The following is an 18106-nucleotide window of genomic DNA, read 5'->3' as shown; positions in this document are numbered from 1 at the left end:
TTTCTCCTGATGTTTTCAATCTCGATCGCTCCGCCCCGCGTTACTTTATCACAAATAATTGCTTTAAAGCCGGAACCTTTTTTGGAAGAAATAAAAAAAAATATTCATTACTCCAATCCTCTTCCTTCCTTTGTCAAGTGCTGTCAACTGTCAACTGTCAACTGTCAACTGAATCAAGCACTTCCGCCGTTAACGCGGATATTTTGTCCGGTAATCCATCGGGCTTCTTCACTGCACACAAACGCCGTCACATCGGCAATATCTTCAACTTTTCCGAGTCTTCCGAAAGCAGTCATTTGCGTAAATCTTTGAATTTGTTCGGGGGTTTTGCCGACAGTGAAAAGTTCTGTATCCGTGGGGCCCGGAGAAATGACATTGACTGTAATTTGCCGATCGCCCAATTCCTTCGCCAGCGATCGAGTTAGCTGTTCCACCGCGCCTTTTGTCGCCACGTAAGCCCCGTAAGTTGGCATCATTATCGCCGTTGTCGAACTAGAAAAGTTGACAATTCTGCCTCCATCTGCCATGCGTTTAGCAGCTTCTTGACAAGCAAAAAATGTGCCTTTGACGTTAACTGCAAACAGATTATCAAACTCTGCTTCGGTAACTTCTGCTACAGGTTTGTAAAGAATTACTCCCGCATTGTTGACTAAAATATCGATTTGTGAATAGGTTTCGAGAGTGCGATCGAACAAATCGCGAATTTCTGCGGTTTTGCTGACATCGGCTTGTACGGCTAATGCTGTGCCGCCTGAGAGTGCGATCGCGGATACAACCTCTTGAGCGGCTTCTGTTCCTCTGGCGTAGTTGACGACAACCGATGCGCCTTCTTGGGATAATCGGAGGGCGATCGCGCGTCCAATTCCCCGCGATGCACCAGTCACAATTGCAACCTTTCCTGCTAGTGATGCCATGAGATTTACTCCCCAATTAGCGTTGATGCTGCTTCTAAACAATCATACTATTTTTTTAGGAAGCCGATACAGACTGACCTCAGAAATCGGGTTTCTGCGGAGATTTCTCGTAACTCAATTCAAAATTCGTAGAAACCGGGTTTCTAGCCCCCATGCGTAGTTTCAGATTCAGGTACAGAAACAAATTTAAAATCTCAAACAGTCAGAATATCTGTAGGAATTGCACTTGCTAGCCAACACCTGTGGTAAAGTAAACTCGGCTGTTAAACTAAAAATATATGACCGTAAATTCCGAGTTAACAGAGCAGTATTTGTCAGCGGGCGAGAAACTCCAGCAATCAGGAAAATTTGAGGAGGCGATCGCCCAATACCAAAAAATACTAGCACTCGAACCGGATGTGGCGGTGGCACGCAGCAAGATAGCCGAAGTTTATTATACGCAACAGAGATATGTAGAGGCGATCGCCCAGTGCTACCAAACCCTGCGCCAGCAACCCAATTTCGCCCCCGCCTACAAAACTCTCGGGAATATCCTGCAAGCCCAAGGGAAGACAGACGCAGCGGTGCGGGCGTACTCAAAGGCGATCGAATGCGAGCCTAGATTTGTCGCAGCCTATGTTAACTTAGGCAGTATGTGTTACAAACAAGGCTTGCTGGATGAAGCGATAACATACTACCAAAAGGCGATCGCCATGCAGCCAGACTTAGCAGCCGCTTACTGGAACTTAGGCAAAGTATTAGAACAGCAAGGGCGAACCAATGAAGGTTTAATTTATCAACAAAAAGCTTTAAACTTACAGCCAAATTTAGAAAAACCAGGCACATAAATCAATAGCCAAAAACGAGCAACAAAACAACTTCTAAATCTCTCTTTTCTCTGACTCTGCGCCCTCTGCGCCCTCTGCGGTTAAAAAGCATTCTCTTTATTATAAAAATTATAAAATAAGATTGTTCAAGCAAAATTTCAGTAGATATACCAGGACAAACAATATGGATTTAGACACAAAAAATCAAGACCAACAGCACCCGCAATACAAACGCGATCGAGCCACAGTCGATAGTTTATTAGGCAAAGAACCAACCGACAACAATTTATCAGAATTAGCAAGATTAATCATTCGCTATAAAGGATTTCCCGGCGCTAGAGATATCCAAGCAGACTTAAAAAAAGCCCTGCAACAATGGAATCATACCGAAGAAACTCTGTACGAACAAACCCGCAAAATTCACGCTAATGGTGAAGTTTACAGGAAACAAAAAAGCGATCAAGAAGATTGGGCTTAATACAGTCTTCAACCCGCGGAGGCGGGTTTTGTTTGTGTAGACGCGGTTTCAACCGCCGTCTTATCTTAGTCTAGATCCCCCTAAATCCCCCTTAAAAAGGGGGACTTTGAGTGCTTCTTGTCCCCCCCGACCTAAGGGGGGCTAGGGGGGATCGGGTCTAGTCACAAAACAGCAGTTTATGACTGCGTTTGACGTTTGTTTGGCACCAACGAACATTGTTGTGTCCCGACAAAATCCCTCTAAACCATCTCAGCCGAAACAGGCATTGCAGGCTGCGGCTGGAACTGGAACAGCGAATAAACCACGTTGCGGCGGATATCCGTCATCATGTCCAAAAACAGCTCGTAACCTTCCGTTTTGTACTCGATCAGCGGGTCTTTTTGTCCGTAACCGCGCAATCCCACAGACTCGCGCAAAGCATCCATTTGCTGCAAGTGTTCCCGCCACAAAGTATCAATTTGCTGCAAGATAAAGAACCGTTCCGCATCTCGCATCAAATCGGCACGGATGGCATTAACTTCCGCTTCCTTCATGTCGTAAGCATTGCGGACTTGTTCGTGGAGGAAAGTTTTGATTTCCTCAACTGACAAATCTTCTAATTGATCCGGAGTCATGTCAGCTAACAGATAAACAAATTCCTTCACCTTGCTGACAAGTTTGTCGAGTTCCCATTCTTCCGAAGGCAAATCGGGATTGATGTATGCTCCCACGATGTCGTCCATCGTTTGTTCGGCATACTTGATTACCTGTTCCTTCGAGTCCAAACCTTCCAAGACTCGGCGGCGTTCCGCATAGATGGCTCGACGCTGATTGTTCATCACTTCGTCGTATTCAAACACCTGTTTGCGGATGTCGTAATAGTAGGTTTCGACTTTTTTCTGAGCGCCTTCGAGCGATCGAGTCAGCATTCCAGATTCGATCGGCATATCTTCCTCAACACCGAACATTTTCATCAAACTCGACACCCGTTCGCCCCCGAAAATCCTGAGCAAATTGTCTTCCAAACTCAAGAAAAACCGCGTAGAACCGGGGTCTCCTTGTCGTCCCGCGCGGCCGCGCAACTGATTGTCAATCCGGCGCGATTCGTGACGTTCAGTACCGATAACGTGCAAGCCACCCAACTGCACAACTTCATCGTGTTCGGTGCTGGTAAAGGCATCGTATTCGCTGCGAGTTAGATTGTAAGCTTCCCGCAATTTTTGAATTACGATGTCTTTGGTGGGCGCTTTTTCCGACGCTACAGCCACGATGTCATCGGCTTGCAATTCCGAGAGCGATCGCTCCCCGTACTCCTTCACCGCCAATTCAACCGACCCTTTCAGCAGTTGCTCGGCCTCTTTCGATAGCTGTGTCGGGAAAATCTGCGCCGAAGCTTTCCAAGACTTGACTTTTTTAGCAGTTTGACCAAAACCTTGAGCTGCGGGGCGGCCGCCCATACCGGGCGCTTGTACCAGGGAAAACCCGTCTTCATCATCGGGGCGCACGATCCGGGGCATCAAATACTCGCGCAACTTCAGGCGTCCCATGTACTCGGAATTACCGCCCAGAATGATGTCGGTACCCCGTCCGGCCATGTTTGTGGCGATCGTCACAGCGCCTTTGCGTCCGGCTTGAGCGATAATTTCCGACTCCCGTTCCACATTTTCCGGTTTCGCATTCAGCAAATTGTGAGGAATCTTGAGTTCCCGAAGCAGCCGCGACAGCAACTCGGATTTTTCCACACTGGTAGTACCCACCAGCACCGGCCTACCAATTTCGTGCATTTCGGCGCATTCTTGGGCGATCGCCTTCCACTTGCCGGCCTCTGCCTTGTAAACCATATCCGAAAGGTCGCCACGGCTGGGAATCCGGTTAGTCGGAATCAGCGTCACTTCCAGACTGTAAATCTTCTCAAATTCCGTTTCCTCAGTCTTCGCCGTCCCAGTCATCCCCGACAGCTTCGGATATAGCAAAAAGAAATTTTGATAAGTAATCGTCGCCAGCGTCTGAGTTTCTGGCTGAATTTCCGCGTGTTCTTTCGCTTCGATGGCTTGGTGCAAACCGTCACTCCAGCGTCGTCCCGGCATCACCCGCCCTGTAAACTCATCGACAATCACCACTTCGCGATCGAGATTGACGATGTAGTTAATATCCTTAATAAACAATTCCTTCGCCTTAATCGCATTAAAAATGTAATGCGCCCAAGGGTCAGCCGGATCGTATAAATCCTTCACTCCCAACAAATCCTCAGCTTCACCAAACCCTTCATCGGTCAACAGCACATTCCGCGCCTTTTCGTCAACCTCGTAGTGTTCCTCATTTTCCTTTCTCAGGGAAGCAGCCACCTCAGCCGCCCGGATGTACTTCTCGCTGGGGCGTTCGACTTGGCCGGAAATAATTAGAGGTGTGCGGGCTTCATCAATCAGCACCGAGTCAACCTCGTCAATCACGCAGAAATTAAAAGGACGCTGCACCACATCTTCCATGACAGTAGCCATGTTATCGCGCAAATAGTCGAAGCCGACTTCGCTGTTGGTGGCGTAGGTAATATCGCAGTTATAATTTTTCTTGCGTTCCACCTGATCCATGCCCTGCTGGATCAGTCCCACAGTCAGTCCCAGGAAGCGGTGCACCTGTCCCATCCATTCCGCGTCCCGCCGTGCGAGATAATCGTTGACGGTGATGATGTGCACGCCTTTGCCGTTGAGGGCGTTGAGGTAAGCCGGCAGTGTAGCTACGAGTGTTTTGCCCTCACCGGTTTTCATTTCGGCAATTTGGCCTTTGTGCAGGATGATGCCGCCGAGGAGTTGGACATCAAAGTGGCGCATTCCCAAAACTCGCTGTCCCGCTTCCCGCACCACTGCAAAAGCTTCGGGCAAGATTTCGTCGAGGATTTCTTTCTCTTCGTTGAGAGATTTAGCTTTGGCCAGACGTTCTTTAAACTCCGCTGTTTTGCCTCTGAGGGCGTCGTCTGAGAGGGCGCGTAAGTCTTCTTCCAAGATATTGATATCAGCTACCCAAGGCTGAAATTTTCTCAGTTTGCGAGCGTTGGGGTCGCCTAGCAGATTTTTAAACATGGCAGGAGAGGCAGATTTTTAATAATTTAGCTATTAGCTTTCAGGGTTACAGGCTGTAGTATTAGCCACAGAGTTTACCTTTCCCGATTGTAGCAAGCATTGGTCTTGCTCAGGAGTCGTTGGGGGCGATCGCCCGATTTTGGATTTGCCGCTGGTGAGGAAAGCGCTGCACTCCTAGCTTCGACTTCAGGTGGCAAAACTATATTGCATGGCGTTTGAGAATATGAGTGTTGATTCTATTGTAGGCGATCGGCCTTTAGTTAGATTGGTTGGTGTCGGGGCGATCTTTTGTATCCATGTCTTCTGTGATGGTTTGCTCTGAAAGCGAAGGTAATGTTAGTTGAAGGTGAATGTCAATTGTTATTGTATGAGTTTGATTATTCAAACCTATGTTAACTATATTTACTAATGGAACTTGGGGTAAATAATTGCTTGAGTTAGATTTAACAGACGGGATAGTTTTATATCCAGCTTCCTCTAGGCAGTTGTGAATATTTCTCCAGTTGCTTACCTTTTCGTTAGGTACATCTGTAATTTTTTTAAAGTATTGATATAAAGTTTTAGAGTAATTGCTCAACTAGGGGAAAAAATGGAGCCATCAGTAGAGAGAGCTTGTTGAATAGATTGATAAGCAGTTAAACCCTGACGCTTGCCAGTATTGACAACGGAACGAACGGCAGCAAACAAATCTCTGCCCCATTCCGAACGAAATCCATTAGTCACACGGCGAAATATCACACTCATCCTAATCGCCTGTTCACTACTATTATTTGTTGGTGGAATCGCCGCATCTTCCAGAAATAGAAATAAATTGTCAATTAGCCCACCATAGCGTTTTCGTAACCGGATACCATCCGGATGATGTGGCGCTAAACTCAAAATCCCGGTTAATCTTTCCTGTAAATTGTCTCGATATCGATTGAGTCTGGCATCGTCGATTTTTGATCGTCGTCGATGGATGATAAAAGCTCTTAATAATAACCTCTTCATCGCTGGGGCAAAAATCCTGTCCCCAGCATCAATTGCATATTGGCAATCCCGCAGTTGATGGGCTAAACACACTTGCCATTGTGGTGCTGGGTGATTTTTTTGAGCGCTAAATAAATCTGACACCCAGATATCGGGACGATGTTCTGCGAGAACTTCGTTAATTACCCCAGTCCCTCGACTCGGACGGATGACGTGTAAACAAACATCCTGGTTCTGAAACACCCACTCCCACTGATTCTGTCCGTTAACTCTCGCACTCGTTTCATCTGAACAAATTAATTTTGCCCGCCGCAACCGTTGTAGTATTTGACTTACTTGGTCGTCTAAACTGGTTTTGACTTTTGCCAACAGGTTTGCGATTGCTCCTTCGGATATCTTGAGTCCAAAGACTTCTCCAAATATAGACGATAGCCGTTCGTAACTGATGGCATGAGTGTAACGGAGATATGTAACTAAGCTTTGAATTGAACTGCCAAACGGTGAACCTGGTTCCATTCCCAATGGTACAGGTGCAACATACTTGGTTTGACAGCACGCACACTGACCACCATAACGTTCACGGAGGGTGATAATGGGGCGAATTGGGGGTAGTTCGATTTTTTCGTAGACGGATTGCAATTTTTGGGTGGCGGCGGTGACTTTCTCTCCACACTGGGGACAATTTTTGAGTTGGGCGATGATTGTTTGGTCGGGATGAGGATGTAGTTCTCTTCCCCCTCCCGCTCTTCCTAGGCTTTTTTGTCTTTTGCTCCCCTCTATTTTCGAGGGCTTAATGTTGGGCTTGAATCCTTTGGACGGTGGAGTGCTGGAATTTTTGCTCGTTTTTTTAGGAGATGGCTCTGGCTCTAATTTTGGTTCGTAGGTGGCTAATATTGCGCTGAGTTTTTGGATTTTCTCCCATAGCTCTACTATCAAGGCTTCTTTTGCCTCGTTCGATAGTTGTTTTAAGTCGGGGAGTTTTTCCATTCCTTTATCTAATGTCTATCTCGTCTTCTTGTCAAGGGGGTTGAGCAATTACGTTTTAGATATATAAACCTCAACACCTTTACGACTTTGATGGAGTTGGCTAGCTATTTCCGCAGGACTGTGGCCGCAGAGCAAACCTCGGAGAAACAGCTTTTCGCGTTCTGTCAGTCCCTTTCTGGCACGGGGAGATACTTGCCATTTGGCTTCTGCCATAGCTTTGTAGAGCCTTTCCAAGTCCCAGTTATTCGCAGCTTCAGCAAACATCTCGTCGCTGGATGTCATGGCAGTATGTCTCGCTTAGTTGATAGCTAAAGCCTAACTAAAATTATAGCTTTGGCTAGTTGCTATCTGAGTATACTTAGTTTATCATTCCAGAAACGGATGTGGCGATCGCTCTGCTTTAAAAAAATAGAGCTGTTTGTCAAGAGCTGAGGGTGCAGATACAGCAGCGGTTAGTGGGTAAGTGTAAAGATTTGTAACAATAAGCTAGATTTTGCGTAAAAATTCGGGATTGAAACCGAATACATATATAGGAGCAAGACGTTGCTTGGTGCGGGAGCGAGTTGGTACTGGATGCTGAGGTGTTGCGGTATCTGTTTGCGGTAGGTGCGAGCGATCCCTCTAACCATGCGAAGCGATCGCATCAGCACACAAACACTATGGAAAACAGAAAAATTATGAATGCGGACTTTTTAGGAAGAGATAGAGCCACGCAAATCGCTGACATAATCAAGCAGCGTCAAGGACTAATTAAAAACATTACAACGGCTGAAGAAAAGATAAAAAATCTTCTCTCATCTCTGCACGAACTTGAAGTAAAACGCCAGGAAATCATACCGCAGGTCAGGGAAGCTGGAGCGTCAGTTAGCTTAGAAACAATTAAATTGGAAAGTCTGATAAACAAGCTTGAAGCAGAGTATGAAAAACTTAAAAATCTTAAAACACGATTTTCTAACTCTACTCTCAATATTGGAGTTGTTGGGCGGATGGGTCAGGGTAAAAGCACCCTGCTACAGAGTTTGACAGGACTTTCTGATGATGTAATTCCGGCACGTCAAGGAAAAGCTTGTACTGCTGCCCGTAGCACAATATGCCATCGGTCTCAAAGAGAGATTGAAGCAGTAGTCACATTTCACACAGAAAAGTCTTTTTTAAAAGAAGTTATTCTTCCTTATTTTCAAAAGCTAAATCTAACTCGAAAGCTAGATAATATTGATGATTTTGCAAATTATAAATTTACTGAAATTAGTAATACTTTGGTAGAAGGAGCTACATATGAAACAATGTATGAGCGACTATACAAAGATTATTACCGAGGATTAGGTGGTTATAAAAGACTACTCAATCAACCACCTCAAACTGTGACAAGAGAGGAAATCCAAAAATATGTTTCTCAAGACAGAGATCCCAAAAACAATTTAATAGATTATGAGCATCTGGCAGTACGCAATGTAAGAATTTCTTGTAATTTTCCAAAAGCAGATATAGGACAAATAGCACTGGTTGATGTACCAGGAATGGGAGACTTTAAACTGGGTGATGAAAAGTTGATGCTAGAAACTTTGGGAAAAGAAGTTGATGTTGTTCTTTTTGTAAGCCAACCAGGCAACGATCGTTATGGGTGGGAAACCCAGGATACCGATTTGTATGATAAGGCTGCTACGGCATTAAATGACTTAGCCGATAGAGCTTTCATGGTTCTCAACTTACATAGCACTGGTAACAATCTAAACGGCTGTGATAGTCAAAAAGCAGATGTAGATAAGAGAAATGTTAGGATGGAGTTTGCTAAACCCTGCATAATTGCCAACTGTGCCAGCGACAACGCAAATAACAAGGTTTTTGAGCCTGTTTTAAAGTATCTGGAAACCGAGATTACTGAATTAGACAAAAAATATGCTCACACTTGTCAACAGCGCATTCTTGAATTACACGAGCAGGTTAAAAACGAATTAAATAAAGCTGGTGAGGTTCTGCAACAGTTTGCTAACGAGAGAAAACAGTTTGATGAATACTTTACGGGAAAAAGTGGAGACAGTGGACTTTGGCTAGAAATCCAAAAGGGTCTTGGAAAACTACTCTATAAACTTAGAGATAAACGCGAAACTGAAGACCCTACATTTAAAGAGCGAGTCGAACAGACTATTGCTAGTTGTAGGTCAGATACAGGCATTCCCTTAGTTCAAGAAATAGAGGATAGGCAGACTGTAAAAGGTCGTGAACAAGGCTTGTACTTCCGATACCTTGAAGAGGTTCGTGCACATCTATCACGACACTTTCTGTCTCTGGATTGTGATTTACAGCAGTCTTTAGAAGCTGTTAAATCTGAAGTAAAAAAGGTGCTGGCTGAAGATGGAAGACTTAAAAATTTATCCAACTCTGAAGGCTCTGTATTTTTTATGGAAATAGCAACACAATTGCCTGATATAAGTGAGAGTAATCTGAGGCTAGGATTTAAAAAAATCGGAGAGCTTAACTTATCATTTTCTGGCAGAATTCAGCGATTAATTCGTCCTCATTTAGATATCCTTGTCCCCAAGAGGAATACTTCTGTGACATCTTCTATAGTCCAGGAAGAAGTTAAAAATTTAGGAACTACTTCTAATACTTCTGAATCTCAAGAAGTATATAACCGACTAAAACATACTCATGAGCAAGTTGTTAAGGCTTGTGAAACTGAGTTCAATAAATTGTATTTTGAGCCAAATCAAGTTGCTTACTATATGGTGGAGGATTTTCTCGATCGGGTGTTATATGCTAAAGGCATCGAGAAAGAATGGGATTATTTTCTTTGGGAAAAGCGACAGCAGGTGTGGCATGAATTTAAACTTTTGGGAGAGCGCATTAAAGTCAAAGAAGAGTGCAAAAATTTAATCGAACAAGCCAAGTCAGCCAATCAGTTACACCTACTACGATTCCTAGACTGACAAAGTACAATTTAAATGCACGACAGCTTATCAACATGATAGCAAGTAGTAACAATACTCTCCAATCTTTTTTATAATTACATTACACTATCTAAATACACTGAAGATTAGATGATATGGATGTTAATGAATTTCAACAACAGTATACCACAGGGAAAAGGAATTTCTTTCAAGTCAATCTGAGTGGTGCGAACCTAAGTGGAATTAATCTGAGTGATGCTAATCTTGATAGCGCAGACTTGACAGGAGCTAACCTCAGCGAAGCTAACCTCAGTCATGTAAATTTGCGTCTTGCAAAGTTGAGTCAAGCCGATCTAAGAGGAACTGATCTAAGTGAAGCTCAGTTGGCTAATGCCGATCTCCGTGAAGCTTTATATGATGAAAAAACAAAGTTTCCTGACAAGTTTGATCCGGTTGTAGCCAATCTTAAGTTAGCTCCCAAAACACCAACTATATCTCCTGTTATAGAGGTACAAACTCCTGACTTACCAATGCTGCCTCTGCCTCATCCAAGTTCAACTAATCCAACCAGAAAAAAAAGACCTACTTTGAAGAGAAATATAAAAATCAGCAAAAAGTATTTGATTCCTGTGATTGCTGCTATTCTGGCTTTAGTAGCGGTGATTGTATTCGCAAATCTATTGCCTCAATCGCTTATGGAGGATAAAACAAGTCCAAGCAATTCACCTCTAACATTTAACCCCAGAATAAGTTCAGGAGATAAAGTTTTAATTGAAAATGAAGAAGGAGTAAGTAAATCATTCAAGCTTTTAAAACAAGCCGGAGTCAAAGCAATTGCTGAAGCTAAGTACAATGAAGCTATTTCTTATTTAGATGGTGTAATTCAGGAAAGTCGCAACTCACCGGAAAGTCTAATCTATCTTAATAATGCAAAAATAGGGAAAAAAAAAGCTGAAACAATTGCAGTAGTAGCTCCAATTGGCAGTGACTTAAAAGGGGCTCTTGAGATTTTGCGCGGCGTAGCTTCTGCTCAGTATGAATCTAATCAGCAGATGGGAACTACACCTATTAAGATAGTAATTGTCAACGATGATGATAAAGAAGAGGTAGCTAAACAGGTTGCCTCGGTTTTGATTCAAGAGCCAGCAGTTTTAGGAGTGGTGGGTCATTGGGCCAGTCAGGTATCTTTAGCAGCAAAAGATATTTATAACTCTGGAAAGCTTGTTGCTATTTCTCCAGTCAGCACGGCTGTAACGCTTTCAAATTCTAGTTCTTATTTTTTCCGCACTGTTCCTAGCGATTCTGTTGCAGCCAAAGCGTTAGCCGATTACATGGTCACTAAGTTAAATAAGAAGCAAGCAGCGGTCTTTTTTAACTCTCAGAGTACATACAGTCAATCTCTGAAAAACGAGTTTATTAAGGCTCTTTCACAAAAAGGGGGAGAAGTTTCTAGTAACAATACTTTCGACTTTTATGATCCTGGCTTCAGTGCCAAACGCAGGGTAGAACAAGCAATACAGCAGGGAGCAGAGGTGATTTTGTTAGCACCCAACACGGGTTCACTAGATAAGGCATTAGTAGTTGCTCAAGCTAATGACAAGAGATTGCCTCTTTTGGGAGGAGATGATGTTTATGGAGAGAGGACTTTGCAAGACGGCGGAGCTGCAACAGAGGGGATGGTAGTAGCTATTGCTTGGCACGTTGATGGTACTCTAACATCAGCAGACTTTCGCAATCAGTCAATACAACTTTGGGGCACTGCTGGTGTCAACTGGCGCACTGCTATGTCCTACGATGCAGCAAAAGCGTTGATTGCCGCGATTCAACGTCAGTCTCAGCCCACAAGAACAGGAACGCAACAAGTTCTTTCCTCCACAGACTTTTTTACTAAAGGAGCATCTGGTACAATTCAGTTTGAGAGTTCAGGCGATCGTCGTAACCCTCCTATTCAACTGGTGAAAGTTGTTAAAGCTCAACCCCCAAGAACTTACTACTATTTTGCACCTCTGGAAATACCTGTATCTGGCAAATGATCTTTGTAAGCACGATATCGCCCATAATCTGCCTCCCATCGAAGGAAACATCTAGTTAACCACTCAATCGCCTAATGTGGAAAACTTTAAGGAAACTTATGAAAATTCGAGAATCAGTTGGTCAAAGTGTCTGGAACCATTCTGAGGGTTGGTGCTGCGAACCTCTTACTGGGATATCGAAGAAATTGGCGAAAAAGCAGGTTTTGATATTCAGTACAGATACACGGGAGTCAATGACCCGAAAGATGAATCTTTAGCTTGCGTAACTCAGTTTGTGGGCATCTATGAGGACTTCTCAAAGCTCGATCGCGATTTGGAAACTTTGATTGCAGCAGGCATCCCCTGGCATTTATTCAAAATACTGACTGACAACGATGACATCGATTTGAAGCCTGTAACGCAATACCTCAAAGCTGTCTCATAATGCTTTGAGTGTAGCGCAATTGTTGCTTTTTTAAAGAGCGATCGTCCTTATTTTCCGAAAGTGCGATCGCTCTTTTTCCCCCAATAACCAAAAGGGCAATCGCCCTTTTTTTCCAAATTAACCCACTTGCAATAATTCTTGAGACTGTATTGAATTTGGTACGCCATAAGCTGTATAAGCTCTTACTTCAGGCGGTTGAAGTCCTAAAACAATTAACTTAGGGGGAATTCCTGCTGCTACTAATTCTTCAGCGATCGAGCGATCGGTATTATTCGCTTGAATCCAAACTTGACCGTCGATAATATCCATGTGTATGACGCAATCGTGAATTCTTCTCCCCTGAAACCATCCCATCGAAAGTAACATATAGCGATCGTTTTCTAAATCGAAAATTACTTGACTTTGTACCTCAATTTCAGAATTTAAAAAACCTGAATATTCATTAAGAATTCCTTTGACAATCTGGCGGCAATCTGCTATGGTATCCATTTCACAATCTCCTCCATTTGTGGATTAAAAACAATCAACTTTAAATGATTATCTACCAATAAAATATCGGCAAATTTATCTTCAATAAAAAGCTCCTCAAAAGACATCACCGGCATAGCAAGATAGAGCGTTCTTTCCGGTTCAGTTTGTTCTAAAATTTTCTGATAAAGAATGTATTGTCCCAAAGCCTTCTCTAAATCTAAAATTTTAGAATCACTGATAAAACTTTTAACTTCAACAGCTATCTTAGACTGATTATTTTCAGCAGCAATCAGTTTTTCTGCTCCGAGATCCACAAATAGTTTTCGCTTGGCCCATTTCACTAACAATGGGTCATGAGTAATTTTCCAGCCAGCTTTAACAAGCGCCTGTTTCACAACTGGATGATAGTAATCTTTTGCTGACACTGTTGCTCCTTTTGAACGATGTGAATATTAGAGATTTGGGTAGTTTCATTATAACTCCTGCTCACCCCCTAATTAGTCTCAGTTTTTACGTGAATATTTCAGCCCAGATCAACCCTAGTTTTAAACAGGTCGCGGCACTTCGTAAGTCAAAAAGTCATAGGCCATTTTCGTATTCGGAAAAATAGCCTGGGCTTCCTTGAGCAAGTCATCCAGGACGATCGCATTTCCGGGAGCATAGCGCGGGCTAAAATGCGTCATGATCAACTGTTTCGCCCCAGCGAGCAAAGCTACTTGAGCCGCCATCGTCGAAGTTGAATGCAGGCGATCGAACGCCATTTGAGCATCTTGATGGGCAAAAGTCGCTTCATGCACTAACAAATCGGCATCCTTTGCTAAGTCCACCGCGCTGTCACAAAAAACCGTGTCTGTACAGTAAACAAACTTCCGCCCGACTTGATCCGGGCCGCAAAAATCACTACCTTTAAACTGTCGCCCGTCCGATAATTTTACCGTCTTTCCTTGTTTTAATTCACCGTAAACTGGCCCCGACGGAATACCCACAGCCTTCGCTTTTTCTACATCGAAATGTCCCGGACGGTCTTTCTCAGTTACTCGATAACCAAAAGCAGTAACTCGATGCTTTAAAGGAGCGCAGCTAACAATATATTCGTCATCTTCATAGACAACTCCCTCGTGACTTTTGTGCACCTTCACCGGGTAAGAAAAATGAGTTTGAGAATAGCGAACGCCAGCTTGCAAATATTCTTCAAGTCCCGGAGGCCCGTAAAGATCGATGCGCTTGACATTCCCCGCCAAACCGCAGCTAGCCAGCAAACCCATTAAGCCGAAAATGTGGTCGCCGTGCAGGTGAGTGATGAAAATCCGGCTCAGTTGGCTGACTTTTAGCTCGCTACGGAGGAATTGGTGCTGGGTTCCTTCGCCGCAGTCAAACAGCCAGAGTTCCGCTCGCTGGGGCAAGCGCAGGGCGATGCTGGATACGTTGCGCGATCGCGTGGGGACGCCAGAGCTAGTTCCGAGAAATGTAATCTGCAAGAGTTAAATCACCTCAATTAAATGTTAAAAAATATGTTACAAATATCCAGGTGCGGCGAATCCGACATAAAGGAAATATTCGCAGGCAGGAACCGGGATAAATCGCTGTTCCTGCGAGCATCTAGTCGTTCCAATCATTGCGGCGCACAAAGTGCCAAACCTAATTCTAACGTTTTCTTTCTGTCGTTCTCCTTCCTTTTTCCCGAACCTTCCCCAATTCTTAAAAATTCTCAAACTCATACAGCACAGGAGGAAAATTTTCAAATGCAGTCAGGAGTGTTCTTTACTTCCGTTCTTTCGACATTAAAAAAACGCTACTTTTGGATTTCGCTGTTGTTTTGGCTGGTAATGGTAGCCCCAGCACAGGCGGCGCTGATTTTGCGAGTTGCGGTACAAGACGGGACGAGTCAGATCAAAGTCGGCAGTTCTACTAAGGCTGCAATCCGCGACAGCAGCGGGCGCAATTTGGGCGAACTGCCCGCAAATAGTTCTCAGTCGGCTCAATTTCGATCGGGAACTGTGGCAATTGGCCGCTGGGCTGCCAATCAAATTTGGATCGAGCCGACCGGAAACGGTTATGTTTGGATTGGCGATCGATGGTATCGGGGACGCACGCTTCTAGTTCCCGAAAAAGGAGCCTTGACCGCCGTCAACTACGTCGATATCGAACAGTATCTCTACAGCGTTCTCGGCGCCGAAATGAGTGGCAATTGGCCTCAAGAGGCTTTGAAAGCCCAAGCAGTCGCCGCCCGTTCCTACGCTCTCCACAAGCGCCTCAAAAGCGAAACCGACCTTTACGATGTGGACGACACTCAGTCTTCCCAGGTTTACAAAGGATTGCAAACAGAATCTTCGGGTACTTATGCCGCAGTCGATGCCACCGCTGGTCAAGTTCTCACCTACAACGGTCAGATTATTTTAGCTGTTTTCCACTCTGCCTCTGGCGGACATACGGAAAATGTCGAGGATGTTTGGACGGAACCCCTGCCTTATTTGCGGGCTGTTCCTGACTTCGACCAAGGGGCGCCGGTTTACCAATGGAAAGAAAATTTTTCCCGCGCTCAAATCAGCAGCAAGATTTCTGGCGTGGGTAATGTAATCTCGATGAAGCCAGAACGTACTACCGCTTACGGCAGCGTTTTGTCCATGAAAGTAGTCGGGGATGGCGGTTCTAGGGTGATGACTGGTGCGGATTTGCGTCGGGTTCTAAATTTGAGGAGTACCCGCTTTACTGTGATTCCTCAGTACGGCGGGATTTTTAGCGGCCAAAATAGGGGGAAGCCTCCTACGGGTTTTCAAGTTGCTGGCAAAGGTTTCGGTCACGCTGTGGGAATGAGTCAGTGGGGGGCTTACAATTTGGCTAGGCAGGGATACGGCTACCAGCAGATTTTGTTGCACTATTACCGGGGTGCTGCTTTGGCTAGAATTGCTGTGCAGTAACTGTTGGGAATGGGGGATGGGGCATGGGGCATGGGGCATGGGGCATGGGGCATTGGTAAGAAATAACAAATAACCAATAACAAGTAATAACGAATAACTAACTAACTGTCCACTGCCAACTGCCAACTGCCAACTGACTACTGACTAACTAAATTAAGGATTGCTATGCAAAAGTGGGAGTATTTATTTGTGGATGCGAATATGTATCCTTTTGGAAATAAGCTAATTAGTTTATATGTAAATGGTGAGGAGCTGCGAGATTGGAAACAAGGCTCGCTACATCTATTTGTCAATCAATTGGGGGAGGATGGGTGGGAACTTGTGGCTCTGCGACATGACTCGAAATACGACCAAAATTGTTTGATTTTTAAACGCCCTAAGATTGTTAAAAAGATGAGAAAAACAACAGATTCTAGTATTCAAAATAAATGATTTTGGCGTTGTTTAATCAGGGGATGAAAATGGGTAACTTGAAAATTCAGCTATATTGACTGACTGGTTTGTTTCATTTTTTCACATTGAGTCGTTCATACTGTTGCAGCAGCAACGCCAATAGAAGGTATGTAGTTGCACTTGGGCGCTCTTTCCTAATATAAGCTAAGAGCGCTGAAGCGCAACTACGTACCTAAGATCAATTCTCAGAAGACTTCTCGTCTCCGGCGGTTAGAAACCGCGACTACAAAAACAAAGTCCACCTCCGTGGACTAAGAAAAAATCTGTGTGCTGCATTCCTGATTCTTCGGGTTATAAATTAATTGTCCGATCGCCCAATTCGCCGCTGCCATTCAGCATCTATTTTTGCTGACTGTTCTAGTTCTTGTTGAGTTAATTCGCTTTCTGTGGTATAAGCTAAGTCTTCTCCACTCAGAACGTTTTCGCCTGCAAATTCCTGGGCGTAGGCCAGTTTTTGCTGCAAGTTGGCATCGGGTTGGTTTAATAACATGGCTCGCTGCTGCCGATCGTGATTCCGAGCTTCTATCCTGCTATTTTTCCACTGAATCCAGAAGTACCTGATTAAGGGAATTGTCAGAAATCCGACGCCGTAAATCAGCAGCAGTGGATAAATACCGCTGACGAAGCCGATGAATCCACCTGCGATCGCACTTTTCGTTAATAAATTCCCCAAAACCAGCGCACCGACAAGATTGACGGCTCCTAAACCTGCTGCGAGCATGATTTGGCCGGAGTCGGCGTGACTGAAACGCCACAGCATTTCTCGCAAATAAGTTCCTGTTGGTTGAGGATTTTGCAGGAGGGCTGTGGTTTGCAATTGCGGAAAATGATAGATGATTTGCCCTTCGGGACTGACTTCGGGGCGGCCGTCAAAACGGGCCAGGGCTGGTAACATATATTCTTCGTATTCTCGGGCGTATCCTTGCCCGAGATTGTCGAGATAGGGCGCAATTTGTTCGGCTGCGACTGCGCCTCGGTTGTTGCGAATTGCGGTGGCTATATCGCTCCACTTGCGCTCTTCTAGATTTTTATTGGGATTCCCGTCTCCAAATATAAAGGAGAAAACTGCTTCCAGAAAACTCATTTGGGGTTTTTGACCGCGATCGCGCGATCGCTGCTGGTAGTATGGTTCATCATGGTTCCAGTAAAAGATCCAGATTAAGTCGTTCCAGAAGTAGGGAAAAAAGAAAAAGCCTCCGCCGCCACCTCCACTTTCGCCTCCGCTTCCGCCTCCTCCACCGTTATTGTCGCTGTTCATGCTGGAGAGTAAAAGCGTAATAGCAACAACAATTAAAAGGATGGAAGCTACCAGCACTAAGCCAAAAGATATTCTAATCAAGTAAAATAGAACTCGCCAGATTTTTTGCCACCATTCCTGCAACTGCAAGCGCAAGAATTTGTTTCGCAAAATATCTCGAAAGTTGTTGGGAAATATGTAGGCAATGTCGCCGGATTCTGCTACTTGCAGGTTGCCGCCTGCTTCGGAGGCCAGCGTTAACAGTTCTCGCTGGGCAAAATTGACATCTAGTCCAGCTTTTGCCGCCACGTCTCCAACCGTAACGCGGTAGCCAAGTTGCTCGACGGCTTGCATAATCCCGGGATTTGGAGCCATGTGTTTCTCTTTGTGAAAATTACGCGGTTATTTTTAATTATAGGTTGCGGGCATTAAAGCTGGTTTAGACCTGGAGAATTTAGGCTTTTTTTGTGGC

At 44.5% G+C, this 18106-nt stretch carries 15 protein-coding genes; 7 read left to right on the top strand and 8 right to left on the bottom strand.

The genetic code is table 11. The features are described from left to right. Positions 1 to 173 precede the first annotated feature (173 nt). On the bottom strand, positions 174 to 914 hold the full coding sequence (locus JGK22_RS12810; protein WP_293206177.1) for an SDR family oxidoreductase: 741 nt from the start codon (positions 912 to 914) through the stop codon (positions 174 to 176). Positions 915 to 1192: 278 nt separating this feature from the next. Between JGK22_RS12810 and JGK22_RS12805 the strand changes: the two genes are divergently transcribed. Both JGK22_RS12805 and JGK22_RS12800 read left to right on the top strand, forming a co-directional pair. Beyond that, positions 1193 to 1741: a tetratricopeptide repeat protein gene (locus JGK22_RS12805; protein ID WP_293184891.1), complete on the top strand. Its 549-nt coding sequence runs from the start codon at positions 1193 to 1195 to the stop codon at positions 1739 to 1741. Positions 1742 to 1904: 163 nt separating this feature from the next. Continuing rightward, positions 1905 to 2198 carry a DUF3288 family protein gene (locus tag JGK22_RS12800; RefSeq protein WP_293184890.1) on the top strand — a complete coding sequence of 98 codons (294 nt, stop codon included), beginning with the start codon at positions 1905 to 1907 and terminating at the stop codon, positions 2196 to 2198. Between the two features lie 239 nt (positions 2199 to 2437). On the opposite strand, the gene secA is transcribed toward JGK22_RS12800, so the two are convergent. The 3 genes from secA to JGK22_RS12785 form a co-directional block, all read right to left on the bottom strand. After that, the gene (gene secA / locus JGK22_RS12795; RefSeq protein ID WP_293206179.1) at positions 2438 to 5254 is read right to left on the bottom strand and encodes a preprotein translocase subunit SecA; all 2817 of its coding nucleotides are present in this window, start codon (positions 5252 to 5254) and stop codon (positions 2438 to 2440) included. Between the two features lie 573 nt (positions 5255 to 5827). Beyond that, the gene (locus JGK22_RS12790) at positions 5828 to 7210 is read right to left on the bottom strand and encodes an IS66 family transposase (protein WP_293221021.1); all 1383 of its coding nucleotides are present in this window, start codon (positions 7208 to 7210) and stop codon (positions 5828 to 5830) included. A gap of 48 nt (positions 7211 to 7258) precedes the next feature. After that, on the bottom strand, positions 7259 to 7492 hold the full coding sequence (locus JGK22_RS12785; RefSeq protein ID WP_293207637.1) for a LuxR C-terminal-related transcriptional regulator: 234 nt from the start codon (positions 7490 to 7492) through the stop codon (positions 7259 to 7261). A 377-nt stretch (positions 7493 to 7869) separates the two neighbouring features. Between JGK22_RS12785 and JGK22_RS12780 the strand changes: the two genes are divergently transcribed. From JGK22_RS12780 to JGK22_RS12770, 3 genes are all read left to right on the top strand, one after another. Continuing rightward, positions 7870 to 10137 carry a dynamin family protein gene (locus JGK22_RS12780; RefSeq protein ID WP_293207635.1) on the top strand — a complete coding sequence of 756 codons (2268 nt, stop codon included), beginning with the start codon at positions 7870 to 7872 and terminating at the stop codon, positions 10135 to 10137. 116 nt (positions 10138 to 10253) lie between these two features. Then, positions 10254 to 12131 carry an ABC transporter substrate-binding protein gene (locus tag JGK22_RS12775; protein WP_293207633.1) on the top strand — a complete coding sequence of 626 codons (1878 nt, stop codon included), beginning with the start codon at positions 10254 to 10256 and terminating at the stop codon, positions 12129 to 12131. 151 nt (positions 12132 to 12282) lie between these two features. Further along, a complete protein-coding gene (locus JGK22_RS12770; protein WP_293312990.1) occupies positions 12283 to 12555 on the top strand; it encodes a hypothetical protein in 273 nt (90 codons plus the stop codon). Positions 12556 to 12672: 117 nt separating this feature from the next. On the opposite strand, the gene JGK22_RS12765 is transcribed toward JGK22_RS12770, so the two are convergent. The 3 genes from JGK22_RS12765 to JGK22_RS12755 form a co-directional block, all read right to left on the bottom strand. Then, positions 12673 to 13044, bottom strand: coding sequence for a XisI protein (locus JGK22_RS12765; protein ID WP_293207629.1), 372 nt, complete (start codon positions 13042 to 13044; stop codon positions 12673 to 12675). Beyond that, positions 13032 to 13451, bottom strand: a complete 420-nt coding sequence (locus tag JGK22_RS12760; protein WP_293207627.1) for an element excision factor XisH family protein — start codon at positions 13449 to 13451, stop codon at positions 13032 to 13034. Before JGK22_RS12760 ends, JGK22_RS12765 begins: the two co-directional genes overlap by 13 nt. A gap of 120 nt (positions 13452 to 13571) precedes the next feature. Continuing rightward, positions 13572 to 14504: a ribonuclease Z gene (locus tag JGK22_RS12755; protein ID WP_293207625.1), complete on the bottom strand. Its 933-nt coding sequence runs from the start codon at positions 14502 to 14504 to the stop codon at positions 13572 to 13574. Positions 14505 to 14768: 264 nt separating this feature from the next. Between JGK22_RS12755 and JGK22_RS12750 the strand changes: the two genes are divergently transcribed. Together JGK22_RS12750 and JGK22_RS12745 are read left to right on the top strand one after the other, a co-directional pair. Next, positions 14769 to 15944, top strand: coding sequence for a SpoIID/LytB domain-containing protein (locus tag JGK22_RS12750; RefSeq protein ID WP_293251305.1), 1176 nt, complete (start codon positions 14769 to 14771; stop codon positions 15942 to 15944). Between the two features lie 165 nt (positions 15945 to 16109). Further along, positions 16110 to 16376: a hypothetical protein gene (locus JGK22_RS12745; protein WP_293183330.1), complete on the top strand. Its 267-nt coding sequence runs from the start codon at positions 16110 to 16112 to the stop codon at positions 16374 to 16376. A 319-nt stretch (positions 16377 to 16695) separates the two neighbouring features. Here the strand turns inward: JGK22_RS12745 and JGK22_RS12740 are convergent, their stop codons facing one another. Beyond that, a complete protein-coding gene (locus JGK22_RS12740) occupies positions 16696 to 18009 on the bottom strand; it encodes a hypothetical protein (protein ID WP_293190497.1) in 1314 nt (437 codons plus the stop codon). Positions 18010 to 18106 lie beyond the last annotated feature (97 nt).

It is taken from the genome of Microcoleus sp. PH2017_08_TRC_O_A (genome assembly GCF_020738665.1).
Taxonomy (GTDB): domain Bacteria; phylum Cyanobacteriota; class Cyanobacteriia; order Cyanobacteriales; family Microcoleaceae; genus Microcoleus.
Note: the sequence above shows the minus strand (reverse complement) of the source record. Positions and strands in the feature narration are given on the sequence as shown.